Origin of the sequence: Pseudarthrobacter sp. BIM B-2242 (assembly GCF_014764445.1) — a bacterium.
GTDB lineage: Bacteria > Actinomycetota > Actinomycetes > Actinomycetales > Micrococcaceae > Arthrobacter > Arthrobacter luteus_A.
Genome location: NZ_CP061721.1, coordinates 414,435 through 437,511 on the forward strand (window position 1 = coordinate 414,435; position 23,077 = coordinate 437,511).

The following is a 23,077-nucleotide window of genomic DNA, read 5'->3' on the forward strand; positions in this document are numbered from 1 at the left end:
TTAGCGGCCCGCGCCGGCTTTGACCGCCAGCACCGGGCAGTCAGCCTCGAGCAGGATCCGCTGGGAGGTGCTCCCCATAATCAGTTTGCCCACCGGAGTGCGGCGGCGCAGGCCGATCACGATCAGCTGGGCGTTGTGTTCCTCGGCAGCATCGAGGACCTCCGCCGCTGCATCATGGCCGCGGACCGGCTGCTTGATGACATGGTCCACTCCGTGAGATGCCAGGCGCTGATCGATGCTTTGCACTTCGTCTTCCTGGGCGTACCGGTTATCCACCAGGGCGTCGCCCTTGGACGAGTTGATAACCACCAGCCGGGTATCGGACTTCCGGGCCTCCTCGATGGCCTGGGTCAGCGCCGCTTCGCCCTCGGGGGTCGGGACGTATCCCACCACGATCGTCATGGTTGCTCCTTCTTATTGGTGTGGTCGGACCGGTCTGCGCTTTCAGCGTCAGCGTCAGCGTCGGCACGGTGGCCGCCGTGGGTGCTGCCGCCCGCGTCGCGCGGAACGGTTGCCCCGGACGCGTTTGCGGGCAAAACCGCTGCCGGACGGTTGCGGCGGATCAGCTTGAACAGCAGCGGCCACAGCAGGATGAGGGCGATGATGACGTAAATTCCGACGGCGATCGGCTCGCTGAACAGGCCGGCAGGGTCGCCGGCGCTGAGCTGGAGCGTCTGCCGGAGCTGCTTTTCGATGCGTGGCCCAAGGATCACGCCGAGAATGAGCGGCAGGACGGGAAGCCCGAAGCGCCGCATCATAAAGCCCAGCGCACCGAGCGCCAGCAGGAGCACCAGGTCGAACGCCTGCAGGTTCACCGAGTAGGCGCCCAGTGTGGCGAAGAACAGGATGCCCGCATACAGGTACGGCCGGGGGATCTGCAGGAGCTTGGCCCACAGCGGTGCCAGCGGCAGGTTGATGATCAGCAGCAGGAAGTTGCCGATGAAGAGGCTCGCGATCAGCGCCCACACCAGGGGTCCCTGGCTTTCGAACAGCTGGGGTCCGGGCTGGATGCCGTACTGCGTGAAGGCTGCCAGCATCACCGCGGCCGTGGCGTTGGTGGGCAGGCCCAGGGCCAGCATGGGGGTCAGCGTGCCCGCGGCTGCAGCGTTGTTGGCTGCTTCCGGCCCGGCCACACCCTCGATGGCACCCTTGCCGAATTCCTCGGGGTGCTTGCTGAGGCGCTTTTCTGTGACGTAGGAGAGGAACGTGGGAATCTCGGCGCCGCCGGCCGGCAGGGCTCCAAACGGGAAGCCGTAGGCGGTGCCGCGGAGCCACGGCTTCCAGGACCGCTTCCAGTCCTGTTTGCCCATCCACGGACGTCCCACCGGTATGACCTGCAGAGGGGTGCGGCGCAGGTGGGCGGCAACCCAGAGCGCCTCGCCCACAGCGAAGATGGCCACTGCCACCACCACGATGTCCAGGCCGTCAGCCAGGAGCGGCACGCCGAACGTGAGCCGGGCCTGGCCGGTGACCGAGTCCAGGCCCACCAGGCCGATGGCGAGGCCGAGGCCGAGGGACGCGAAGCCGCGAAGCCGGGAGGAACCGAGGACGGCCGTGACCGCCAGCAGCGCGAGGACCATGATGGCGAAGTAGCTGGGTGCGCCCAGGCTGATGGCGAAGTCCACCACGATCGGGGCACAGACTGCCAGGAGGGTAGTGCCGATGGTGCCGGCCACGAACGAGCCGATGGCCGCCGTCGCCAAGGCCTGCGCGGCCCTGCCGGCTTTCGCCATCTTGTTGCCTTCGATGGCGGTGACCACCGACGACGATTCGCCCGGCGTGTTAAGCAGGATGGAGGTGGTGGAGCCGCCGTACATGCCGCCGTAGTAGATGCCGGCGAACATGATGAAGGCGCTGGTGGGTTCCAGGGCGTAGGTGACCGGAAGCAGGAGCGCCACGGTCATGGCCGGGCCGAGGCCTGGGAGGACGCCGACGGCGGTGCCCAGGACCACGCCGATGACGGCGTAGAGGAAATTCATGGGGGTCAGTGCGGTGGCAAAGCCGTCCATCAGGGAGGAGAAGACATCCATCAGAGAATCCCTTCCAGGAGACCGGCGGGCAGGTTAATGCCAAGGCCAAGGTAGAAGCCATAAAAGGTCAGGAGGGACAAAGCCAGGGAGATCAGGCCGTCACGGATGTAGTTCCGGCCGCCCAGTGCCCACACGCTGCCCCAGAACAGGACGGATCCGGAGATCACCCAGCCTGCCCAGTCGATGAGCAGGATGTTGGCGATGAAAGCCGCCACCAGGGGCAGAACGGTCTTCCAGTCGGCCGGATGGGTGAGGTCAACGTCTTCGCCGCCTTCGGCTTCGCCCTGGCCGCCGCGGATGACGTTGACGGCCAGCAGGACAGCGCAGACCAGCAGCAGGGCGCCCACGATGAAGGGGAGCGTCTTGGGGCCAACGGGGTCAGACTGGGAGTACGGGGTGACGATGCGGGCCGCGTCCGCGATGACCAAGGCCCCGGCCGCCCCGAGCAGGAGGGCGACCCCCAGCTCGGAGCGGCCTTTGAGCCGTGAGGCCAGTGTTGGTGAGGAGCTCACGCCAGGCCAAGCTTCGTGAGGACGTCCGCCACCCGCTTGTCCTGCTCGGTGAGGAAGCTTTCGAACTCAGCACCGGTGATGAAGGCATCGCTCCAGCTGTTCGTCTTCAGGGCTTCCTTCCAGGCAGCCGTGCCGTGCATCTTCTCCAAGGCAGCGATCAGCTTGGCCTTGTCGTCATCGCTGATGCCCGGAGGGGCCACGATGCCGCGCCAGTTGGTGAACACCAGATCGATGTTGGATTCCTTCAGGGTGGGGGCGTCCACGCCTTCGAGCCGGTTCTCGCCGCTCGTGGCCAGGACACGGACCTCGCCGGATTCGATCTGCTTGAGGTACTCACCTGCACCCGAAGCTGCGAAGCCCACCTTGTTGCCGAGGATGGCCGGGAGGAGGTCTCCGCCGCCGTCGTAGGACACAAAGTTCACTTTGGTGGCATCGATGCCCAGCGCACCGGCAAGCTGCATGGGCAGGAGGTGGTCCGGTCCGCCCGGGGAGGAGCCGCCGCCAACGCTGATGGAGGCGGGGTCTGCCTTCCAGGCGGCAGCCAGGTCATCGATTGTCTTGTAGGGCGAATCCTTGTTGACCATGATGGCGCCGGGCTCTTCGATGAGCCGGGCCAGGGGAGTGGTGGCCGTCAGCTTTGACTCGGACTTGTTGGTATAGCTCGCGCCCACCACGCCCAGGCCCATCAGCATGGTGAGGTCACCGTTGCCCTTTTCGTTCACGATGCGGGCCAGGCCCACGGTGCCGCCGGCTCCGGCGAGGTTGAAGACCTCGGGGTTCGTGGCGATCTTCTCGTCTTCGAGAACCTTGGCTGCCACGCGGGCGGTGGTGTCGTAGCCGCCACCTGCAGTGTTCGGGACCATGATCTGGAGCTGGGTCAGTGGGCCGGCGGGTGCGCCGGAGCTGGCCTCCGTGGTGCTTTTCCCGGTGGCACCGCAGCCGGTGGCCATCAGGGCGATGCCGGCGGCGACGGCGGCAATACGCAATGCGCGGATCTGGCGCATGGTGTTCCTCTTCTCTGAGTCAACAAAAAACTGATTGTGATCCGATGCTAGGCCCGCAAGTGATCGGCATCACTCTTATGTACGCAGAGAAAGTTAAGTTCATTGAGTACACGTTTCGGTCGGCTCACCGGGACGCTGCAATGGGCATAGTTCAGGTAGCCTGACCACCAGGACCCCTAATATCAGCGGGCCGCTAACCAGTTCAGCAGAAAGAACCACAGTGACTCGACGAAGAGGAATGTCCCTTGCGGGGCAGTACCTGGTTCTGCAGTTGCTGATTGTCCTCGCGGTCCTGGTTGCCGTGGTTGCCATCTCCCTCGCCCAGTCCGCTGCGGCGTTCGAACGGACCGAGGGCCGCCGGGCACTGGCCGCCGCCGAAGCCCTGGGTGCTAATCCCACGGTGCGTGAACTGCTCCCCGCTGCCGAGCCGCGCGTCGGTTCAGCCCTGCCTGCCGTGGCAGAGTCGGTCCGGACGGTGTCCGGATCCTCGCATGTGGCACTTGCAACACGTGACCGCACAGTGGTGGCCTCGTCCGATCCCGGCCTCCTGGGCCAGCCCCTGGAACTGGGCGGCAGCCGGGTGATGGAAGGACGGGCCTGGACCGGCGTGCTGGAGGGCACCGGTACGGAGGAGCTGTCCGCACACGTGCCCGTCCTCGATGACGCGGGGAACATGATCGGCATCGCGTCCGTCAGTCGGAACTATCCGTCCACCCTGGAGCGGCTGGGGGACGCCGTGCCCAACCTCCTCACCTACCTGGGGGTGGCGAGTGTCCTGGGCGTCGCCGGTTCGCTGCTGCTCGCCCGCCGAGTCAAACGGCAGACGCTTGGCATGGAGCCCAGCGAAATCACCGGGCTGGTGGAGAACCGCGAGGCCCTGATCCACGGCCTGAAGGAGGGCGTGGTGGCGCTGGACCCGCACGAGCGCATCACCGTGGCCAATGACAGTGCCCGCGCGCTGCTGGGGCTGCCCGCGGACTGCGTGGGCAAGAGGCTGCACAGCCTCAAGGTGGAGCCTGCCCTGAAGGATGTCCTCACGCGGGAGCAGCCGGAGCCGGACCAGCTGGTGCTCGTGGGCGACAGGCTGGTGGTGCTGAACCGGGTTCCCATCCGGTCACGTGGCCGGGACATCGGCTCCGTCACCACTCTGCGTGACCGCACCGAACTCTCCGCCCTCGAACGCGAACTCGGCACCACCCGGACGGCCACCGACACCCTCCGCGCGCAGGCCCACGAATTCGCCAACCAGCTGCATGTGATCTCCGGCCTCATCCAGATCGGCGAATACGATTCCGTGGTCCAGTTCGTCAACGGTGCCACGCTGGACCGGACCCGGCTCAACGATGACGTCACCAGCCGCATCCAGGACCCCGCGCTCGCCGCCCTGCTGATCGCCAAGTCCAGCCTCGCCACCGAACGCGGGGTCGCCCTGCAACTGGACCCGGACTCTGAGTTGCAGCGCGTGGACGATGAGTTGTCCCGCGACCTGACCACCGTCGTCGGGAACCTCGTGGATAACGCGTTCGACGCCGTTGCCGGGCTTCCGGAACCGGCGGTGCGGGTGCTGGTGGAGGACGCGGGCGACGACGTCCGGGTCACCGTCCGCGACACCGGCCCGGGCGTCACCGGAGATGCCGGGGAGATCTTCCGGCAGGGCTTCACCACCAAGGAACCCGGGCCCGCCGGCAGCAGGGGCTTCGGCCTCGCCCTCTCCCGGGTAGTCTGCCGGCGCAGCGGCGGCGACCTCACCGTGGCCAACGATGACGGGGCGGTTTTCACGGCACGGTTAAAAAGAACGAGGAAACTGGAGCCATGATCAAAGTCCTGATTGTCGACGACGACTTTATGGTGGCCAAGGTCCACGCCGGGTTTATCCAGCGCACTCCCGGGTTCGCCGTCGTCGGGGTTGCCCACACGGGCGCCCAGGCGGTAACGGAAACCGAACGCCTCCAGCCCGATCTGGTGCTGCTCGACATCCACCTGCCGGACATCAACGGCCTGGACCTGATGCACAAACTGCGCGAGGTGGCCCCGGAACTGGATGTGCTGGTAATCAGTGCGGCCCGTGAAGTGGATACGGTGCGCAAGGCCCTCCGCGGCGGGATTGTGCACTATCTCATCAAGCCCTTCTCCCAGACAGACCTGCAGGAGCGGCTGGAGCACTACCGCCTCGCCTACCAGGGGCTGGACTCGACCAAGGACGTGGCGGAGCAGTCGGACGTCAACCGCGTGTTTGGGCTGGACAGTGCTGCAGCCCAGGGCGGGCGGCCGCTGCCGAAGGGCTGCAGCGTTGAGACGCTGAAGCTGGTGGAAACCGCCCTGAAAGAGGCCGACGGCGACCTGTCCGCCAACGAAGTCGCCGTCCGGTTGGGCACGTCCCGGGTCAGCGCCCGCCGGTACCTTGAGTACCTCCACGACGAAGGGGTGCTGGAGGTCCGGCTCAAGTACGGCGCGGGCCGGCCGGAGCGGCGCTACGTGCTGAAGGTGTAGTGCCCTCAGCGTTCCCCGCCGGTGGTCACGCCCGGCAGGAACTCGGATGGAAGTTCAGCCACGGGGATGATCACCATGTCCTGGACCTTCCAGTCGAACTGGATGCAGGCCTTCCGGGCGGCCTCCAGCTGCTCGAGCGTGGGCATCCGGCCCTCCGCCGGGACCACAAACGACTCCACATGGAACACGTGGCCTTCGTCGCGAATCCTGGACTGCGCGGTTTCGGCCCAGTCGAGGCCGCAGAGGTATTCGTCCAGCCGGTGCCCGATCGGGTGCGGCTTCCCGTCGTCGTACGTCCTGGCCCGCTTGTCCATCAGCGCCGAGACGGCGGCACGCGTGTTGCGGACGCCGTCGTGCAGGATGCTGCCCGAGATGATCAGCGCCGCAGCATAGTCCGCCCACCACCAGCCCAGCCCGATGCCGGCCACGCCCACCGCTGCTGCCGCCGCAGTCATCCAGTCCGCCTTGTTCATGTCCGCGTCGGCGTACAGGACTTTGTCGTGAAGTTTCTCGGCCAGCTTCATCTTCACGTGGCCCAGGTAGATGGGCGGGCCCGCTGTGAGGAGCATCGCCGCCATCATCACCCAGCCCAGCCAGATGGTCTGGCCAAAGAAGTCGAAGCCGCCGATGGTGGGGTGCTCCGCACTCAGCAGGCCGATCCCCGAATCAACAATCAGGTAGGCGCCCATAACGGTCAGGGCGACGGCGGCCACCACGTGCGCGATTCCGACGGCGCGATGGAAGCCGTAGGGGTGTTCCTCGCTGGGCTTCCTGCGGATGATCCGGGCGGCCAGGAGGAAGGAGGCGGGAGGCAGGAAAGACAGGAGGTCTTCAACCCACGCCGCCTTCATCGCCTGCGAGTTGCCCAGGACAAGGAAGACCAGCACCGTTGAGGCGGCGAGGAAGCCGATCGTGATCCACTCGAACTTCACCGCTTTCCGCAGTGCGGCCTGCTGTTCGTCCGGGAGCTTGGTGTGTCCGAAGCGGGCGGGACTGTCATCGTTCAGAACGGTCATCACTGCTCCTTGGCTTCCATCAGGAACGTGTCCAGTTCCAGGAGGAACGCATTTTCACCGAGGGGCACCAGCATGACGTGCTTGTGCGGCGCCCCGCGGCTGTCGCGTGATTCCGCGTAGACCCGGGTCAGCCCGCCGTGCTGGGCCCAGGGTGTTTTGTCGTTAAGGCCGCCGATCACCAAGTCAAGTTCCCTGTGCTTGAGTTCTTCGGCCAGCACGTGTTCGGTCCCGGACACCCACTCGATGTCGGCACCGAGCCGGGCAGCAAACTCTCGAACGAGTTCCGCTTCGGTGCCCTGGACATCCTCATCCCGCCGCGGGCTGGCCGGCCGGGTGGCCTGACCGCCGCCGGAGGCCGCGGAGAACTTCACCCAGTCACCGTTCTCGCTCGCCCCCACACGGAGCGTCCCGCCGGCCACCCGCTCCAGCGTCCCTGACGGATCCGCGGGATACGTCCCGCAGCCGGCAAGGAAAACTGCCGTAACGAGGGCCAGGACGTTGGCCCACTTTCTTCCACGCTGTCCCATGCCGGCTCCCTCGGTACGCGCCCCTCACGTCAATAGACAGCCTACTTACTTTCCGGAGGCGCAGCGGAATCCGGGCGTCAGCGTAGTGTGGCGTCAGCCTGGTGGAGCAGCGTGTTCACCAGCCGGGCGGCAACCTTGGCCGTCCGGCCGTCAATGTCGAATTCGGGGTTCAGTTCGGCCACATCGAGGTGCAGGAGCTTGCCGCTGGCAGCCACCTGGCGGCAGACTGCGCTGATCACCGGCAGCGGCACTCCGTAGGCGGCGGGGGCACTCACGCCGGGAGCCGCCGACGCCGGCAGGACGTCCAAATCGATGGTCAGGTAGAGCACGTCCACGGTGTCCATAAAGTCCGCGACGAACGCCGCCACCCGCTCCGCCGTGCAGTCCTCATCCAGCAGGTACTGCACACCCAGCCGCTCCGCCGTCGTGAAAAGCGCGCGAGTGTTGTTCGGCTCGGAGATTCCGACGACGGCGTACGCGAATTCGCGCCCGGCGGCGGCTTCCGCATCGGCCATCTGGAGGAACGGCGTGCCGGAACTGGGCCGGGGTTCGTCGCGGAGGTCAAAGTGGGCGTCAAGGTTCAGGACGCCCAGCCGCCGGCCGCCGCGTACCGCTTCGGACCCTGCCACTCCCAGATAGCTGGCGTAGGCGGTTTCGTGGCCCCCGCCGAGCACCACGGTGAGGCTGCCGGCGTCGAGCATCGCCGTAATCGCCTGCCCGGCACGCGCCTGGCCGGCTTCGAGGGCGCCGTCCGCCACCACGATGTCGCCGGCGTCGGACACGGCACGGTCCAGATGGTAGGCAAGCGGACCGAGGGCGGCGCGGATGGCCGCCGGGGCTCCCGCGGCTCCGGTGCGGCCCTTGTTGCGGCGTACGCCTTCGTCGCTGGCGAAGCCGAGGATGACGGCCGGGCGCGGTGTGGCGCCGTCGTCCGCCTGAGCGCGTGCGTACGGCACAACTGCCTGCCACCAGCGCCGGTGCTCGCCGCCATCGCCGTCGAACCGCCCGGTCCAGGGCTGCGGCGGGACATCAACGGAAAGCACGGGGAGGATCATGCCTCAAGCTCACCGCACGCGCGGGGTGAAAGCCAGCAGGACCGCCGCAGTCCTGTCTGAGATTCCGGACCTCACGGGAATCCAGTCGGCCGCCGGCCGCAGCGCGTGTGGTGACGGCGTGACGGGGGCTACAGTGGAGCAATCCCCGTGGGCGTATCCGAAGTGGCGGCCCAGGGCAATGACGCAGGCCGGAGCCATATGTTCGAAGCCCCCAGTATCCTCTTCGCCGCGGCAGGGGTTGCCCTTTTTGTTGCGGCCATCCTTCCCAAACTCCTGCGCAACGCGCCGTTCTCGATGCCCATGGTGTTCCTGGGGGCCGGGCTGGCGGCGTTCTCCCTTATCCCCGGCCTGCCGGACCCGGACCCGATCGTGCATAGCGACCTTGCCCTGCACCTCTCCGAGGTCTGCGTCATCATCTCCCTCATGGGCGCGGGCCTGGCCCTGGACCGGCCGGTGGGGCGCCGAAGCTGGTCCACAACCTGGCGGCTCCTCGGAATTGCCATGCCGCTCTGCATCATCGCCCTGACCCTGCTGGGGTTGTGGTTCCTTGGCCTGGGACTCGGCGCTGCGCTGCTTGTGGCCTCCAGCCTTGCACCCACAGACCCGGTGCTGGCCTCTGAGGTGCAGGTGGGTGAACCTGCCGATGAGGAAAACGAAGCCGACAAGGAGGACGAAGTCCGCTTCGGCCTGACGTCCGAGGCCGGCCTGAACGATGGACTGGCGTTCCCGTTTGTGTACTTGGCTATCGCCATCAGCGTGGTGGGCGCGGCCCCGTCAGCGTGGTTCCCGCAGTGGATCGGTGTCGACGTCGTGTGGCGGCTGAGCCTTGGAGTGCTGCTGGGCTTCGGCATCGGCAAGTTGCTGTCCCTGCTGTTCTTTTCCGCCAAGAAGCAAAGCCTGCGGCTCGCCAACCACTCCGAGGGTTTCGTTGCCCTGGCCGCGACGTTCCTGGCGTACGGCCTCACGGAAATGGTGGAAGGCTACGGCTTCATCGCGGTGTTTGTCTGCGCGGTCACCATCCGTTCTGCGGAACATACCCATGGTTACCACCGCGTGCTCCACTCCTATGTGGAGCAGCTGGAACGGCTCATGACAGTGGTGATCCTGGTGTTGCTGGGAGGTGCGATCGCACGCGGGCTCCTGTCGGAGATCGGCTGGGCCGAGCTCCTGGTCGCGCTGGCGTTCCTGCTTGTGGTGCGGCCTGCTGCTGGCTGGATCGGACTGCTGGGCGGAAAGACGGGCCCGCGCGAGCGGATCGCCCTGTCGTTTTTCGGCATCCGCGGCATCGGCTCGCTGTACTACCTCGCGTACGCGCTGGGCAAAGGGCAATTCACGGAGCAGGCCGAATGGCTGTGGTCCTTCATAGGCCTGGTGGTTGCGCTGTCCATTGTTATCCACGGGGCCAGCACCTCGCCGCTGATGAACCGCCTGGACCGCCTCCGGGAGCGGAAGGCACTGGCGGACACCGGCGACGAGGGCAAGGCCCCCACCACGCCTGTTTAGGCGCGCGGGACCTGCGGCCGGGCTTAGATCATGCCCAGCGCGGCCTCGATGGGTCCCACGGCGAAGAACAGCAGGAACGCAGCGGCCACGGCCCACATCAGCGGGTGGACGTCCTTGACCCGGCCCTGGACCGTGCGGATGATGACGAACGCGATGAACCCGGCGCCGAGGCCGTTGGCGATCGAGTACGTGAACGGCATCAGGGTGAACGTGAGGAAAGCGGGGATGGCGATGCCCCAGTCCTGCCAGTCGATCTTGCCTACCTGGGACACCATCATGAAGCCCACTACCACCAGTGCCGGCGCCACCGCTTCGAACGGGACGAGGTTGATCAGCGGGGTGAAGAACATGGCCACAAGGAACAGCAGGCCGGTGACGATGGAGGCGACGCCGGTGCGGGCACCTTCGCCGATTCCGGCGCCGGCCTCCACGTAGATCTGGTTCGAGGATACGGATGCTCCGCCGCCAATGATGGCGCCCAGTGCGTCCACCTGCAGCACGCGGTCCACATCCGGGATGTTGCCGTCCTTGTCCACGGTGCCGGCCTCGTTGGCCAGGCCCACCATGGTGCCCATGGCGTCAAAGAAGATGCTCAGCAGGATCACAAAGGCCAGCAGCGTCGCAGCCACAACACCGAGGTGCTCAAATGCGCCAAATGGATTCGCCTTGCCGATCAGGGACAGGTCGGGGGCGGCCCAGCCGGAGAAGGACGGCGTCACCAGGGACCAGCCCTGCGGGTTGAACGGCTTGTCCGGGGCGACGCTGGGGCCGATGCGCAGGGTCAGTTCCAGGATCACGGAAATGGCGGTGGAGGTGATGATGCCGATCAGGATGGCGCCCTTGACCTTGCGGACCACCAGGGCGATGGTGAGGATCAGGCCGAAGACGAAGACCGCGGTGGGCCAGCCGAGGAGTTTGCCGTCAAAGCCCAGGCCCACCGGAACCGTAGTGCCGGCGACGTCGGGGATGCGGCGTACAAAGCCGGCGTTGACCAGGCCGATCAGCGCGATGAACATGCCGATGCCCACAACGATGGCGGTTTTGAGCCCGTCCGGGACGGCTTTGAAGACGGCGGTCCGGAAACCGGTCAGGACGAGGATCAGCATCGTAACGCCGGAGAGGACCACCAGCCCCATCATGTCCGGCCAGGTCAGGCCGGGGTTGGTGGCCACCGTGACGGCCACAAACGCGTTGACACCCAGCCCGGTGGCGAGCGCGAACGGGTGCCTGCCCCAGGCGCCCATCAGGATGGTGAGGATGCCCGCCACGAATGCCGTCACGGCGGCCACGGCAGCGAAGCCCAGGGTGGTGCCGTTGGAGTCGGGGCCGGAGAGGATGAGCGGGTTCAGCACCACGATGTAGCTCATGGCGAAGAACGTCGCAAAGCCGCCGCGGATTTCCCGCGAGAGGTTGGACCCTCGCTCGGTGATTCTGAAGTACCGGTCCAGGGCAGAGCCTTGCTTGAGCATTAGTCCTCCGGGGAAAGTGTTGTGGGGATACTTGAATCCTAAAGGGCAGCGGGCGTGAGGCCGGGATTAGGTGGGGCCCGTCACAGCCGGGCCGCGTGGGACGGCCGGCGCCCGCAGGCCCAAGCCTAGAATGACTGTCAGGAACCACGCGCAAATGATGGAGACATGATGACTGCTGCCACCACCACAGACGAGCAACTCAACGCGGTCCACGTGGCCGACAGCCACGGCCTGATCAGTGTGCAGGGTGCCCGGGAGAACAACCTCAAGGACATCAGCATTGAGATCCCCAAGCGGCGTCTCACGGTGTTCACCGGAGTCTCCGGCTCAGGCAAGAGTTCGCTTGTGTTTGCCACCATCGCCGCAGAGTCGCAGCGGATGATCAACGAGACCTACAGCGCCTTTGTGCAGGGGTTCATGCCGAACCTGTCCAGGCCCGATGTAGACCGCCTTGAGGGACTGACCACGGCGATCATCGTCGACCAGGAACGTATGGGCGCCAATCCCCGTTCCACCGTGGGCACTGCCACCGACGCCAACGCCATGCTGCGGATCCTCTTTAGCCGGCTGGGCAACCCGCAGGTGGGGCCGCCCACGGCATTCTCCTTCAACGTCCCCACCCGCAAGGCCAGCGGTGTCATGAGCACCGAGAAAGCCGGCGGCCGGGTGGAGAAGAGCGTGGTGCAGAACGCCGTCTACCTGGGCGGAATGTGCCCGCGCTGCGAGGGCATGGGTTCAGTTTCCGACTTCGACCTGACGGCGCTGTTTGACGAGAGCAAATCGCTGGCCGAGGGTGCCCTGACCGTCCCCGGCTACAGCATGGACGGCTGGTACGGCCGGATCTTCAGCGGCGCCGGCTTCATCATGGACAAGCCCATCGCCAAGTACACCAAAAAAGAAATGCACGACCTCCTGTACAAGGAGCCCACCAAAATCAAGGTGGAGGGCATCAACCTCACCTATGAGGGGTTGATCCCGAAGATCCAGAAATCGATGCTTTCCAAAGACGTCGACGCCATGCAGCCCCACATCCGGGCCTTCGTGGAGCGCGCCATCACTTTTCAGCCCTGCCCGGAATGCGAGGGTACGCGGCTCAGCGCGGAGGCAAGGTCGTCAAAGATCCAGGGCAAGAACATCGCCGACCTGTGCACTATGCAGATCACCGACCTCGCCGCCTGGGTCCGGGACCTTAAGGAGCCGTCGGTGGCGCCGCTCCTCAAAGGCCTGCAGCACCTGCTCGATTCGTTCGCCGAGATCGGCCTGGGCTACCTCTCGCTGGACCGGCCCGCCGGCACACTCTCCGGTGGTGAGGCACAGCGCACCAAGATGATCCGCCACCTCGGTTCGTCCCTCACCGACGTCACTTACGTCTTCGACGAGCCCACCATCGGCCTCCACCCGCATGACATCGAGCGGATGAACCAGCTCCTGCTGCAGCTCCGCGATAAGGGCAACACCGTGCTGGTGGTTGAGCACAAGCCCGAAACCATCGCCATCGCCGATCATGTCGTTGACCTCGGACCGGGCGCCGGCACCAAGGGCGGCAGTGTCTGCTTCGAGGGAAGCGTGGAGGGCCTGCGCGCCAGCGACACCATCACCGGACGCCATCTCGATGACCGGGCAGCCGTCAAGCCGGAAACACGTAAACCGGCCGGGGTGCTCGAGGTCCGCGGCGCCTCCATGCACAACCTCCGGAACGTCGACGTCGATGTTCCGCTCGGCGTCCTCTGCGTGGTCACGGGCGTCGCGGGTTCGGGCAAGAGCTCCCTGATCCACGGCTCGGTTGCGGGCCGCGAGGGCGTGGTGGTGATCGACCAGGGCGCCATCAAAGGCTCCCGCCGCAGCAACCCCGCCACCTACACCGGCCTGCTTGAGCCGATCAGGAAGGCGTTCGCGAAGGTCAACGGCGTGAAACCGGCCCTGTTCAGTTCCAACTCCGAAGGCGCCTGCCCCACCTGCAACGGCGCCGGCGTTATCTTCACCGAGCTGGGTGTCATGGCCACTGTCGAGTCAACCTGCGAGGACTGCGAGGGCCGCCGCTTCCAGGCCTCGGTCCTGGAATACACGCTGGGCGGGCGAAACATCGCCGAGGTTCTGGCCATGTCCATGACTGAGGCGGAAGCGTTCTTCAGCGACGGGGAGGCCCGCACGCCCGCGGCCCACAAGATCCTGGACCGGCTCGTGGACGTCGGCCTCGGCTACCTCACCCTCGGCCAGCCGCTCACCACACTGTCCGGCGGTGAGCGGCAGCGCGTGAAGCTGGCCACCCAGATGGCGGAGAAGGGCGATGTCTACGTCCTCGATGAGCCCACCACGGGCCTGCACCTCGCTGACGTCGAGAACCTGCTGGGCCTCCTGGACCGCCTGGTGGACTCCGGCAAATCGGTGATCGTTATTGAGCACCACCAAGCCGTTATGGCGCACGCGGACTGGATCATCGACCTCGGACCCGGCGCAGGGCACGACGGCGGCAAGGTGGTTTTCGAGGGCACTCCCGCCGGGCTTGTGGCGGCCAAGTCCACGCTGACCGGCAAGCATCTCGCCGCGTACGTGGGCAGCTAGCGGGGGAGCGGCCCGGGAAGACGGGGCCAGCCTAGCCGTCAGCGCCACCGGCTAGGCTGGAAGGACCAACTTTGAGGGAGTAGTCCACCGATGCGATCCATCCGCCGCCAGCTGCTGAGTGCCGTGCTGGGGTTTTTCGTTGTTGCCGCCGCCCTGCTGGGGTTCTCTGCTCCGGCCATGGCGCACGATGCCGCCGAATCCAGCAGCCCCGCGCAAGGTGCCACCCTGGAAGCGCCGCCGGAGAAGGTGTCCGTCACCTTCAACAAGAACCCGCTGGGCCTCGGCGCCGAGTTTTCTGTCAAGGATGCCAGCGGCGTTGAGTGGGCCGACGGCCCGGTTGAGATTGTGGACAACGTGGCTTCGCAGAAGCTCAGGACCGGGGGACCGGCAGGGGCCTACACGGTTGCCTGGCGCGTGGTCAGCTCAGATTCCCATCCGATCGAGGGGACGTTCGGCTTTACGGCGGCCGCCGCGGCGGTGGGGGCATCGCCGTCGGGCATTTCACCAACCGGAACCACCGCGGGCCCGACGCCGACAGCTGACGTTCCGGGGATGGGAACCGCCCAGCCGGGAACCACAGCGGCGCCGGAACCTGCCGCCGACGCATCCGAACCGTTTCCGTGGAGCCTGGTGATCTTTGCCGCGGTGGCCCTTGGCCTGCTCGTCACCATCGGGATCCTCGCGAAGCGCCGCCTCACAGCCGGCGGGGATGACGAGGACACCGAGGCGCCCTAGCCGGCGGAACTCCCGGCAAGGATGGCCGGACCGGAGTCAGGGTAGACCTTGGATGAGATGGCCTGGCCGACGGTTTTTGCCTGCCGCAGGACTTCCTTGGGGGAGGGGGTAATAAGGTCGCCCACGCCCACCAGGTAGATGCCGATCCTCCGCATGGCTGCGACGAGGTTGCGGCCAACGCTGATGCCGAAGTCGCTGATCATGCGCCGGAGCTGGCTATGCGCACAGCGGGTCAGCACAATGTGGTCTGCCAGCAGAATTCCGTTGGGGGTATGGACTTCCCATTGGAGGGCCGGGGACTCCCCGGGCGAGGCGGCGGCCGGTGCGCCGGGGACGCCGCCCACCATGGTCAGCTGAACGGCCCGGGTGGTGTTGCGGACATCCATGTGGTGGCTGGCGGCATAGTTGCGCAGGTGCCGCAGGATCTCGTTGCGTTCCCGGAGCGAATCGGAGTCTGCTGCATCGCAGCGCTGCAGTGACGTGGTGTTGGCCGGTTGCCCGGCTCCCAGGATGTCCAGCCCGTCCACCACAATGGCGTCCACGCCGCGCCGGCGCAGTTCCGCCCCGACCGCAAGGCCGGAGAGCCCGGTGCCGATGATCACCGTGGTGGTCCGCTCTGTCCCGCCGGTTACAGGCATGGTTGACACTACAGTTCTCCTCCTCAAAGGCTTTCGGCTGATGCAGGCGTCGTCGCACTGCATGCGTCCCGTTACCCCCAAAGTCCGGCCGCAGCACCGGCCCGCGATTCACCCTTGCAGAGGGCATCGACGGACCGGCAGTGCCTCGAAGACTACAGAAGATTGGTGACGGGGGATAGCCCAAAACGCAACATTCCCGTTAACGATGGATGCGGTTGCCGTTTGGGTTGCCAAAGGCTGTGGATAACGGGCTGTCCCGGGCCGCCCGCGGCTTGCTAACTGTGTCCGGACCGAGAATAGTGATGAATGGAAGCAGGGCGCTCCTGACGTGCCGCGATGTCCCGATCGCGGGTGCAGGCGAAGCGCCCGGCTTCTGGCAGAATGACCGGACCAGCAGCCGGAACATAAGGCAGTATCGCGAGGAGGCGGCCCGATGGGCGCACAAGAGATGCAACCGGACCCTGAACGGGAGAACGCAGCCAATTCTGCCGCTCCCCGGGGAATCGTTGTGGGCGTTGACGGATCGGACCACGGCCAGTGCGCACTGGTGTGGGCAGCCCGGGAAGCCGAGCGCCGTCGTCGGCCCCTGCATATTGTCACAGCGTATTCGGTGCCCATTTTCGCGGCGTCCGGGTTGGACGGCGGGTACGCCACGGTGGATGATTCCGTGATTCGCGAGGGCGCCGAAGCCATCATCCGGCAGGCCGTGGACAAGGTTTCCGGCTACAACATCGACGTCGATGCCTCCGTGGAGAACGGCGACGCCTCCGGTGTGCTGCTGGAGATGTCGGAAACGGCGGAGCTGCTGGTGTTCGGCACGCGCGGCCGCGGCGGATTTGTGGGCCGCCTGCTGGGCTCGGTGAGCAGCGCACTTCCGGCCCACGCCAAGTGCCCCACCGTTACGGTGCCCCTGGTCTGTTCCGACCGGCTCGGCGAAACCACCGACGACAAGCGCATCCGGGCCGAACAGGCGAAGGAAGACCACAAACGCGTTGACAACGTGGTGGTCGTGGGCGTGGACGGATCGGAGCAGGCGCGCGTTGCCGTGCTGGAGGCCGCAGATCAGGCTGAACGCCTCGGCGCGACCCTGCGCGTGGTCTGTGCGGTGCCCCAGTTCAGCGGGTCCCTGGCCTGGGTTCCGGCCCCGATGGACCGGCGGGCCTTGTTTGAGGACATTGAAACCCAGCTCGAAGCCGGGAAGGCCTGGCTGAAGAGCCATTACCCGAACCTTCGCGTGGAGTCGGAAGTGAAGGACGGCTCGGCCGTGGACGTCCTGGTGGATGCCAGCAGGCACGCGGAACTCGTCGTGGTGGGCACCCGCGGCCGTGGCGGCTTTACCGGCATGCTGCTCGGTTCAACGTCCGCCGGGGTCCTGCACCACACCAAGGGCCCGGTTCTGGTGGTTCCGGACCGCGACGACCCGCGGCTGGCGGACCGGGCGAAGTTCGGGCCCATTCTCGGCGCGGCCTGACCGGACGTCTGCGCAGCAGGAGCCGTGAACGTGCCTGGCGCCGGCGGACCGCCCCTGATCCTCGGATTGGAGGCTGTTAATGCCGCCATGGTGTCCGTCGTTGGCGGGAAGGCGGCCAACCTGGGGGAGCTTCTGGCCGCGGGAATGCCGGTGCCGGCAGGCTTTTGCCTCACCACCGGGGCGTACCGCCACGCCACGGCGGGCGGTACCGGCGATGGTGCTGACCCGCTGGCCACCGTCCACCAGGCACTCAAAGACACCGCCGACGCCGACCTCCCCGCCCTGGCCGCGCTTGCCGGCCAGGCCCGGGACGTGATCCGGAGCGCGCCCGTCCCGCCGGAGATAGCGGAAGCCATCAAGTCTGCCTACGCCGCGCTTGGCCAGGACGTCCCCGTGGCAGTGAGGTCCTCGGCCACGGCCGAAGACCTCCCGTCGGCGAGCTTCGCCGGCCAGCAGGACACCTACCTCAACGTGGTGGGTACTGCGGTCGTGGTGGAGGCGGTGCGCAACTGCTGGGCGTCGCTGTGGACTGACCGGGCTGTCAGTTACCGTGCCACCCGGGGGATCGATCCGGCCGCAGTGGCACTGGCAGTAGTGGTCCAGCAGATGGTGGATGCCACTGCGGCCGGTGTGCTGTTTACAGCGAACCCGCTGACAAACCGCCGGCAGCAGGCTGTCATTGATGCCAGCCCGGGGCTCGGCGAAGCGGTGGTGTCGGGGGCGGTGAACCCGGACCACTTTGTGGTTGATCCGCTCACCGGAAAGGTCCTTGAACGGCGCCTCGGCGACAAGCGCATCGCGGTCCGGCCGCTCTCGGGCGGGGGAACCCGGGCCGTGGCCGTCAGCAACGGCGGCGCCACGGCCTGCCTGACGGACCGGCAGGCGGCAGAGCTGGCGGCCCTGGGTCACCGGGTGGAGCAACACTTCGGAGCACCGCAGGACATCGAATGGGCCATCGACGGCGGCGGGCGGCTGTGGCTGACACAGTCGCGGCCCATCACCACCCTTTTCCCCGTACCCCGGCGGACTGCCCTCCGGACCGGCGACGCAGCCGGGCGTGCGCAGGCGGACAGCGCCCGCGTCTATCTTTGCTTCAGCCTGGCGCAGGGCCTCACCCGGCCCATCACGCCGATGGGTCTGGCAGTGTTCCGGCTCATTGCCTCGTCCGTTGCCCGGGCGGCGCAGTTCGATGTCCCCCAGCCACACAACGGCCCGCCGCCCTATGCCGAGGCGGGCCAGCGGATGTACTTTGACCTGACGGCCGTTGCCCGCAGCACCACCGGGCGCCGGATCGTGCCCAGGGTCTTCGACGTGATGGAGGCGCGCTCAGCCACGGTGCTGCGGAAGGTCTTCGAGGATCCGCGGTTTTCCGTGACCCGGCGGACGCCGTTGGGCCTGCTGCGTCACGTAGTGCCCGCTGCCGCGCATGCCCGCGTGCCCGAGACACTGCTGAGGGCGCTCCTCCGGCCGGACACGGCCCTCCGCCACGCGAACCGCAAGGCGCGCGAATTCGGGGACTCACTCCAGCTTCCTTCCGGTGCCACTCCGCTGCAGCGGCTGGACCATGCCGAACACGTCATCGGGACGCGCCTCTTCTCGGTGGTGCCGTCCATCCTTCCCCTTCCCGCACTCGGTTTCGCCTCGCTGGCGTTTGCCGGGAAACTGCTGGGGGGCGGCCGCTGGGATGACCTGCAGGTTGTGCTCCGGGGGCTCCCGAACAACGTGACCACCGAAATGGACCTGGAACTGTGGCGCCTGGCGCAGGTGATCAAGAACGACGGCGCCTCCCGCAGCGCAGTGGCCGGCCGGACACCCGCCGTGCTCGCCGAGGACTTCAAGGCAGGTGAGCTGCCCTTCGTGCTGCAGTCCGGGCTGGCGCGGTTCATGGATCAGTACGGGCACCGCGCGGTGGCCGAGATCGACGTCGGGATGCCACGCTGGTCAGACGATCCCACCCACATCATTGGAGTGCTGGCCAATTATCTGCGCTTGGACGCCGACGCCATGGCACCGGACGTCCAGTTCAGCAACGCCGTCGAGGAAGCCGAAGCCCAGGTGCAGGCCCTGGTGGCGGAGGCGCGGTCCCGGGGCCGGCTTCGGGGCGCGGCGGTCCGGGCAGCCCTGCGGCGGACGCGGCTGTTTGCCGGGCTGCGCGAACTGCCCAAGTCCCAGTTGGTGGTGGGACTGGCCGAAGTGCGGAAACAACTGGCGCTGGTGGGCGGGGCGCTCGCCGCGGCCGGCACCGTTGCCGAGGCTGACGACATCTTCTACCTGAATTTCGACGAAGCCAGGGCCGGTCTCCTCAAAGTGGCGGCAGGCGGGCCGGGCGGGAAACCCGGGCCAGGCCCTGTTGACCTGCATAGCGTCGTGGCTGAGCGGCGCGAGGCGTATGCCCTGGAACTGGAACGGCGCCATGTGCCCCGGCTGCTCCTCTCCGACGGCACCGAACCTGAGGCGCTGCTGCGGGCCGGTACCCCCGGGCAACCGGCGGTGGCCGGGACACTGACGGGCAGCCCGGCCTCGGCCGGGACGGTCACCGCGGCCGCCCGCGTCATCCTGGACCCGGTGGGAGCACATCTTGAACCCGGGGAAATCCTGGTGGCACCGTCCACGGATCCCGGCTGGACCCCGCTGTTCCTCACGGCCGGAGGGCTGGTCATGGAGATGGGCGGGCCCAATTCCCACGGCGCCGTGGTGGCCCGGGAGTACGGCATCCCGGCTGTGGTGGGCGTCCCCGACGCCACGCTGAGGCTCTCCACCGGCCAGCAGATAACGGTCGACGGCGGCGCGGGCACCGTTGTGCCTTCGTAACCGTTCCGGGACCCCGGGAGGGGTGTGCGCGGCGATCCCCAGGCGTAATCTGAATTCATGGGCTCCAAAGATGAAGCGGGGCTGGCATGAACCGCGCATGGAAGCGCTGGGTGCCCGCCGCAGCTGTACCCGCACTTATCGCCGCCGGTGTTCTGGTGGGATCCATTCCGGCGCGGGCCGGGGATCCGCTGCCGGAGAAGACCCCGGCGGAGGTCCTCACGCTCCTGGGCCAGCACAATACCAAAACGTTCTCCGGCACCCTGGAGCAGGTTTCGGACCTTGGACTGCCGGAGCTTCCGGCCGCCGGCCCCACGTCCGGCCCCGCCTCAGCGGGCGGCACGGCATCGATGATCGAGTTCCTGACCGGCGAGCACAGCGCACGGATTTTTATGGACGGTCCTGCAAAGATGCGGGTCCAGGTGATGGACCGGCTGGCTGAACGCGATGTTATCAGGCGCGACCAGGACGTCTGGTTCTACAACTCCAAGGACAACTCCGCCGCCCATCTGACCCTGCCGGCCTTCGCCAACGATCTGCCCCTCGCCGTTCCAGACGCTCCCGGCATGCCGTTGCCTGCGCCTCCGGACCCCGGCACGGTGCCCGCCCCGGACATGAGCAAGCCGGTGCCGCCCACGCCCGAGGACCTGGCCGCGAAGTTCCTTGCCATGGCTGACAGCTCCACAGCGGTGACTGTCGGCCCCGAGGTGCAGGTGGCCGGGCGCCCGGCGTACAGCCTTGAACTGGTGCCGCGCACTGACGGGACCCTGCTGGAGAAGGTGGCTATCGCCGTCGACGGCCGGACCGGGATGCCGCTCAGGGTAACGGTGTCGGCGCGGGGCCAGGCGGAACCGGCATTCAAGGCCGGCTTCACGAGCCTGTCGCTGGAGGCGCCCGACGCGGGCATGTTCAATTTCGTGGCCCCGCCCGGTGCCACGCTCAAGGAGTTGCAGGTCCCCCCGGCGCCCTACCCGCACGGGATGCCCGCGCATCCTGTAGAGCCGGGAACGGTCACACCGGACCAGATGCCGGCACCGGACCGGATGCCCGGCTATCACGCGCGCGAGCACGGTGACAAGCCACAGCCGACGGTGACCGGCGAGGGTTGGGAAACGGTGATCGGGTTCCCCGCGCCACCTGACGGCCAGGGCGCCCGGCTGGCCGAAGCACTACTGAAGGATCCGCTGCTGTCCCAGGCCGCCGTCGCCGTTCCCGGCGGACGGCTCCTGTCCACGTCCCTGGTCAACGTCCTGCTGACCGACGACGGCAGGATCTTTGTGGGGATGGTTCCGGCGGACCGGCTGCAGGCCGCCGCCGGCACAGCGTGACAGCGGCCGGCAGCGTGGCTGCCGGGCTGAGCATCGAGACCCAGGGCTTGACCAAGCGGTTCGGCCACCAACTGGCGGTGGACAACGTGGACCTGGCCGTACCGCATGGCGCCGTGTTCGGCTTCCTGGGGCCCAACGGATCCGGCAAGACCACCACCATCCGGATGCTGCTGGGCCTCGCTGCTGCGTCGGCCGGAACGGTCAGCGTCCTGGGCCTGCCGATGCCGCAGCGGCTGCATGAGGTGCTGCCGCGCGTGGGGGCGCTGGTGGAGGGGCCGGCGTTTTATCCGTTCCTCTCCGGTACCGCGAACCTGCACCGGCTCGACGCCGCCAGCCGGCACGGAACGCCGGGCACGCGCAAGGCCCGGGTGGCTGCGGCGCTTGAGCGGGTCGGGCTGTCGCATGCCGGCGGCAAGCGCGTGCACGCCTACTCGCTGGGCATGAAGCAGCGGCTGGGCATCGCCAACGCGCTGCTCTCGCCGCGGGATCTGCTGGTCCTGGATGAGCCCACCAATGGTCTTGACCCGCAGGGCACGCGCGAGGTGCGGAGCCTGGTCCGCTCGCTGGCCGCCGACGGTGCCACCGTCTTCGTCTCCAGCCACCTGCTGGCGGAGGTGGAACAGATCTGCACACACGCAGCGATCATGAGCGCGGGCAGGCTGGTGGCGCAGGGGCCGCTGGCGGAGCTCCGGCAGGCCGGCGGCACACGGATCCGCCTCTTAACGCCCGACGCCGGCACAGCCTGTGATGTCCTGCTGCGGTTGGGCATGGCCCCGGAAAGAGGCAACGGCCGGGCCGGAAGCGATGAGGCCGGTATGCCTGGCGTTGACGGCGATGTGGTCACCGCGGGTGCGGCTGCTGCGGCCCGGCCGGATTTGCCGGCACCGGAAGACGTCGTCGCTGAACTCGTGGCCGCAGGCGTGCGGGTCCGCGGATTCTCGGTGGAACGGGAAAGCCTCGAGGAGCGGTTTGTTGCCCTGACGGGGGAGGGGTTTGACGTTGCCCAGTGATTCTGCTGACGCTCTCAGCATTCCGACTGCCCGCAGCGCCCCTGCGGGAGGGTCCAGCCTGTCCCTCCTGGCATCAGAACTGAAGACTCTTTTCCGGCGCCGCCGGACCGTGGCCATGCTGGTAGCCCTGGCCGCAATCCCGGTGCTGATCGCCGTCGCGGTCCGGCTCTCCTCAACCGTTCCGCCCGGACGCGGACCGGCATTCCTGGACCGGATCACCCAGAACGGGCTGTTTGTGGCCGTCACGGCGATGCTGGTGTCCGTGCCCCTGTTCCTGCCCCTCACTATCGGTGTGGTGGCGGGCGATACCATCGCGGGCGAGGCCAGCCTGGGCACCCTGCGGTATTTGCTGGTGGCACCAGCCGGGCGTGTCAGGCTGCTGCTGGTCAAGTACGCCGGTGCGCTGGCCTTCTGCCTGGCCGCCCCAGTCACGGTGGCCCTGGCCGGAGCCGCGATCGGAGCGTCATTGTTCCCGATCGGCCCGGTGACGCTCCTCTCCGGCGATGTGGTGCAACCACCCGAGGCAGCCCTGAGGCTGCTCCTCATCGCGGCGTACCTGGCGGTTTCCCTTGCCGGGTTGTCGGCGATCGGTTTGTTCCTGTCCACGCTGACGGTGGTGCCCGTCGGTGCCATGGCGGCCACGGTGGTGGTTTCCGTGGCATCGCAGATCGCAGGCGAACTGCCCCAGCTGGAGTGGCTGCATCCCTGGCTTTTTACCCACTACTGGTTCGGGTTCGCCGATGTCCTGCGCCAGCCGGTGCTGTGGGACTCCTTCGCCAGCAACGCCCTGCTGCAGGCCGCCTACATAGCTGTGTTCGGGGCGCTGGCGTACGGCCGGTTCGTCACCAAGGACGTCCTGTCCTGACAGCCCCTGTTGCTGGCGCTGCCCGCCGGAGCTGTGGGTGCGTCTGTCTGTGGT

At 67.4% G+C, this 23,077-nt stretch carries 19 protein-coding genes; 10 read left to right on the forward strand and 9 right to left on the reverse strand.

Going from position 1 to position 23,077, the window contains the following annotated elements:
- The 4 genes from IDT60_RS02020 to IDT60_RS02035 are packed head-to-tail and all read right to left on the reverse strand — an operon-like array spanning nt 1 to nt 3,546.
- Nucleotides 1–402 carry a universal stress protein gene (locus tag IDT60_RS02020; RefSeq protein WP_191080696.1) on the reverse strand — a complete coding sequence of 134 codons (402 nt, stop codon included), beginning with the start codon at nt 400–402 and terminating at the stop codon, nt 1–3.
- A complete protein-coding gene (locus tag IDT60_RS02025; protein WP_191080697.1) occupies nt 399–2,030 on the reverse strand; it encodes a tripartite tricarboxylate transporter permease in 1,632 nt (543 codons plus the stop codon). Before IDT60_RS02025 ends, IDT60_RS02020 begins: the two co-directional genes overlap by 4 nt.
- Nucleotides 2,030–2,542 (reverse strand): tripartite tricarboxylate transporter TctB family protein, encoded by a 513-nt coding sequence (locus IDT60_RS02030; protein ID WP_191080698.1) that lies wholly within the window; start codon nt 2,540–2,542, stop codon nt 2,030–2,032. Before IDT60_RS02030 ends, IDT60_RS02025 begins: the two co-directional genes overlap by 1 nt.
- Nucleotides 2,539–3,546, reverse strand: a complete 1,008-nt coding sequence (locus IDT60_RS02035) for a tripartite tricarboxylate transporter substrate binding protein (RefSeq protein ID WP_191080699.1) — start codon at nt 3,544–3,546, stop codon at nt 2,539–2,541. The genes IDT60_RS02030 and IDT60_RS02035 overlap by 4 nt, the downstream gene beginning before the upstream one ends.
- Nucleotides 3,547–3,784: 238 nt before the next feature.
- Between IDT60_RS02035 and IDT60_RS02040 the strand changes: the two genes are divergently transcribed.
- Complete coding sequence (locus tag IDT60_RS02040) at nt 3,785–5,362, forward strand: sensor histidine kinase (RefSeq protein ID WP_191081782.1); 1,578 nt, start codon at nt 3,785–3,787, stop codon at nt 5,360–5,362.
- Nucleotides 5,359–6,036 carry a response regulator gene (locus tag IDT60_RS02045; protein ID WP_191080700.1) on the forward strand — a complete coding sequence of 226 codons (678 nt, stop codon included), beginning with the start codon at nt 5,359–5,361 and terminating at the stop codon, nt 6,034–6,036. Before IDT60_RS02040 ends, IDT60_RS02045 begins: the two co-directional genes overlap by 4 nt.
- A gap of 5 nt (nt 6,037–6,041) precedes the next feature.
- Here the strand turns inward: IDT60_RS02045 and IDT60_RS02050 are convergent, their stop codons facing one another.
- The 3 genes from IDT60_RS02050 to hutG all read right to left on the reverse strand — a co-directional run bounded on the left by IDT60_RS02050 (nt 6,042) and on the right by hutG (nt 8,634).
- Nucleotides 6,042–7,052 (reverse strand): cation transporter, encoded by a 1,011-nt coding sequence (locus IDT60_RS02050; RefSeq protein WP_191080701.1) that lies wholly within the window; start codon nt 7,050–7,052, stop codon nt 6,042–6,044.
- Nucleotides 7,052–7,579: an ABC transporter substrate-binding protein gene (locus IDT60_RS02055; RefSeq protein WP_191080702.1), complete on the reverse strand. Its 528-nt coding sequence runs from the start codon at nt 7,577–7,579 to the stop codon at nt 7,052–7,054. Before IDT60_RS02055 ends, IDT60_RS02050 begins: the two co-directional genes overlap by 1 nt.
- 77 nt (nt 7,580–7,656) lie before the next feature.
- Nucleotides 7,657–8,634 (reverse strand): formimidoylglutamase, encoded by a 978-nt coding sequence (gene hutG, locus IDT60_RS02060; protein WP_191080703.1) that lies wholly within the window; start codon nt 8,632–8,634, stop codon nt 7,657–7,659.
- 198 nt (nt 8,635–8,832) lie between these two features.
- Between hutG and IDT60_RS02065 the strand changes: the two genes are divergently transcribed.
- Nucleotides 8,833–10,137 (forward strand): sodium:proton antiporter, encoded by a 1,305-nt coding sequence (locus IDT60_RS02065; RefSeq protein WP_191081783.1) that lies wholly within the window; start codon nt 8,833–8,835, stop codon nt 10,135–10,137.
- Nucleotides 10,138–10,160: 23 nt separating this feature from the next.
- Here the strand turns inward: IDT60_RS02065 and IDT60_RS02070 are convergent, their stop codons facing one another.
- On the reverse strand, nt 10,161–11,606 hold the full coding sequence (locus tag IDT60_RS02070) for an NCS2 family permease (RefSeq protein WP_191080704.1): 1,446 nt from the start codon (nt 11,604–11,606) through the stop codon (nt 10,161–10,163).
- 168 nt (nt 11,607–11,774) lie between these two features.
- On the opposite strand from IDT60_RS02070, the gene IDT60_RS02075 reads away from it, so the two are divergent.
- Both IDT60_RS02075 and IDT60_RS02080 read left to right on the forward strand, forming a co-directional pair.
- On the forward strand, nt 11,775–14,168 hold the full coding sequence (locus tag IDT60_RS02075) for an excinuclease ABC subunit UvrA (protein WP_191081784.1): 2,394 nt from the start codon (nt 11,775–11,777) through the stop codon (nt 14,166–14,168).
- A 90-nt stretch (nt 14,169–14,258) separates the two neighbouring features.
- Complete coding sequence (locus tag IDT60_RS02080) at nt 14,259–14,903, forward strand: copper resistance CopC family protein (protein ID WP_191080705.1); 645 nt, start codon at nt 14,259–14,261, stop codon at nt 14,901–14,903.
- Here IDT60_RS02080 and IDT60_RS02085 read toward each other — a convergent pair.
- Nucleotides 14,900–15,541: an FAD-dependent oxidoreductase gene (locus IDT60_RS02085; RefSeq protein ID WP_191081785.1), complete on the reverse strand. Its 642-nt coding sequence runs from the start codon at nt 15,539–15,541 to the stop codon at nt 14,900–14,902. The two genes, IDT60_RS02080 and IDT60_RS02085, sit on opposite strands and share 4 nt — an antisense overlap.
- Nucleotides 15,542–15,974: 433 nt before the next feature.
- On the opposite strand from IDT60_RS02085, the gene IDT60_RS02090 reads away from it, so the two are divergent.
- The 5 genes from IDT60_RS02090 to IDT60_RS02110 all read left to right on the forward strand — a co-directional run bounded on the left by IDT60_RS02090 (nt 15,975) and on the right by IDT60_RS02110 (nt 23,023).
- Nucleotides 15,975–17,012, forward strand: coding sequence for a universal stress protein (locus tag IDT60_RS02090; RefSeq protein WP_164202686.1), 1,038 nt, complete (start codon nt 15,975–15,977; stop codon nt 17,010–17,012).
- Between the two features lie 87 nt (nt 17,013–17,099).
- Nucleotides 17,100–19,823 carry a PEP/pyruvate-binding domain-containing protein gene (locus tag IDT60_RS02095; RefSeq protein WP_191081786.1) on the forward strand — a complete coding sequence of 908 codons (2,724 nt, stop codon included), beginning with the start codon at nt 17,100–17,102 and terminating at the stop codon, nt 19,821–19,823.
- An 86-nt stretch (nt 19,824–19,909) separates the two neighbouring features.
- The gene (locus IDT60_RS02100) at nt 19,910–21,148 is read left to right on the forward strand and encodes a hypothetical protein (protein WP_191080706.1); all 1,239 of its coding nucleotides are present in this window, start codon (nt 19,910–19,912) and stop codon (nt 21,146–21,148) included.
- Nucleotides 21,145–22,158, forward strand: a complete 1,014-nt coding sequence (locus IDT60_RS02105) for an ABC transporter ATP-binding protein (RefSeq protein ID WP_191080707.1) — start codon at nt 21,145–21,147, stop codon at nt 22,156–22,158. The genes IDT60_RS02100 and IDT60_RS02105 overlap by 4 nt, the downstream gene beginning before the upstream one ends.
- Nucleotides 22,148–23,023 (forward strand): ABC transporter permease, encoded by an 876-nt coding sequence (locus IDT60_RS02110; RefSeq protein WP_370590760.1) that lies wholly within the window; start codon nt 22,148–22,150, stop codon nt 23,021–23,023. The genes IDT60_RS02105 and IDT60_RS02110 overlap by 11 nt, the downstream gene beginning before the upstream one ends.
- Nucleotides 23,024–23,077 lie beyond the last annotated feature (54 nt).

What these genes read in the sequence shown, in the direction of transcription:
- IDT60_RS02020 (WP_191080696.1), bottom strand. Translation starts at nt 402, where the DNA reads ATGACGATCGTGGTGGGATACGTCCCGACCCCCGAGGGCGAAGCGGCG.
- IDT60_RS02025 (WP_191080697.1), bottom strand. Translation starts at nt 2,030, where the DNA reads ATGGATGTCTTCTCCTCCCTGATGGACGGCTTTGCCACCGCACTGACC.
- IDT60_RS02035 (WP_191080699.1), bottom strand. Translation starts at nt 3,546, where the DNA reads ATGCGCCAGATCCGCGCATTGCGTATTGCCGCCGTCGCCGCCGGCATC.
- IDT60_RS02040 (WP_191081782.1), top strand. Translation starts at nt 3,785, where the DNA reads ATGTCCCTTGCGGGGCAGTACCTGGTTCTGCAGTTGCTGATTGTCCTC.
- IDT60_RS02045 (WP_191080700.1), top strand. Translation starts at nt 5,359, where the DNA reads ATGATCAAAGTCCTGATTGTCGACGACGACTTTATGGTGGCCAAGGTC.
- IDT60_RS02050 (WP_191080701.1), bottom strand. Translation starts at nt 7,052, where the DNA reads ATGACCGTTCTGAACGATGACAGTCCCGCCCGCTTCGGACACACCAAG.
- IDT60_RS02055 (WP_191080702.1), bottom strand. Translation starts at nt 7,579, where the DNA reads ATGGGACAGCGTGGAAGAAAGTGGGCCAACGTCCTGGCCCTCGTTACG.
- hutG (WP_191080703.1), bottom strand. Translation starts at nt 8,634, where the DNA reads ATGATCCTCCCCGTGCTTTCCGTTGATGTCCCGCCGCAGCCCTGGACC.
- IDT60_RS02065 (WP_191081783.1), top strand. Translation starts at nt 8,833, where the DNA reads ATGTTCGAAGCCCCCAGTATCCTCTTCGCCGCGGCAGGGGTTGCCCTT.
- IDT60_RS02070 (WP_191080704.1), bottom strand. Translation starts at nt 11,606, where the DNA reads ATGCTCAAGCAAGGCTCTGCCCTGGACCGGTACTTCAGAATCACCGAG.
- IDT60_RS02075 (WP_191081784.1), top strand. Translation starts at nt 11,775, where the DNA reads ATGACTGCTGCCACCACCACAGACGAGCAACTCAACGCGGTCCACGTG.
- IDT60_RS02080 (WP_191080705.1), top strand. Translation starts at nt 14,259, where the DNA reads ATGCGATCCATCCGCCGCCAGCTGCTGAGTGCCGTGCTGGGGTTTTTC.
- IDT60_RS02085 (WP_191081785.1), bottom strand. Translation starts at nt 15,541, where the DNA reads ATGCCTGTAACCGGCGGGACAGAGCGGACCACCACGGTGATCATCGGC.
- IDT60_RS02090 (WP_164202686.1), top strand. Translation starts at nt 15,975, where the DNA reads ATGGGCGCACAAGAGATGCAACCGGACCCTGAACGGGAGAACGCAGCC.
- IDT60_RS02095 (WP_191081786.1), top strand. Translation starts at nt 17,100, where the DNA reads ATGGTGTCCGTCGTTGGCGGGAAGGCGGCCAACCTGGGGGAGCTTCTG.
- IDT60_RS02100 (WP_191080706.1), top strand. Translation starts at nt 19,910, where the DNA reads ATGAACCGCGCATGGAAGCGCTGGGTGCCCGCCGCAGCTGTACCCGCA.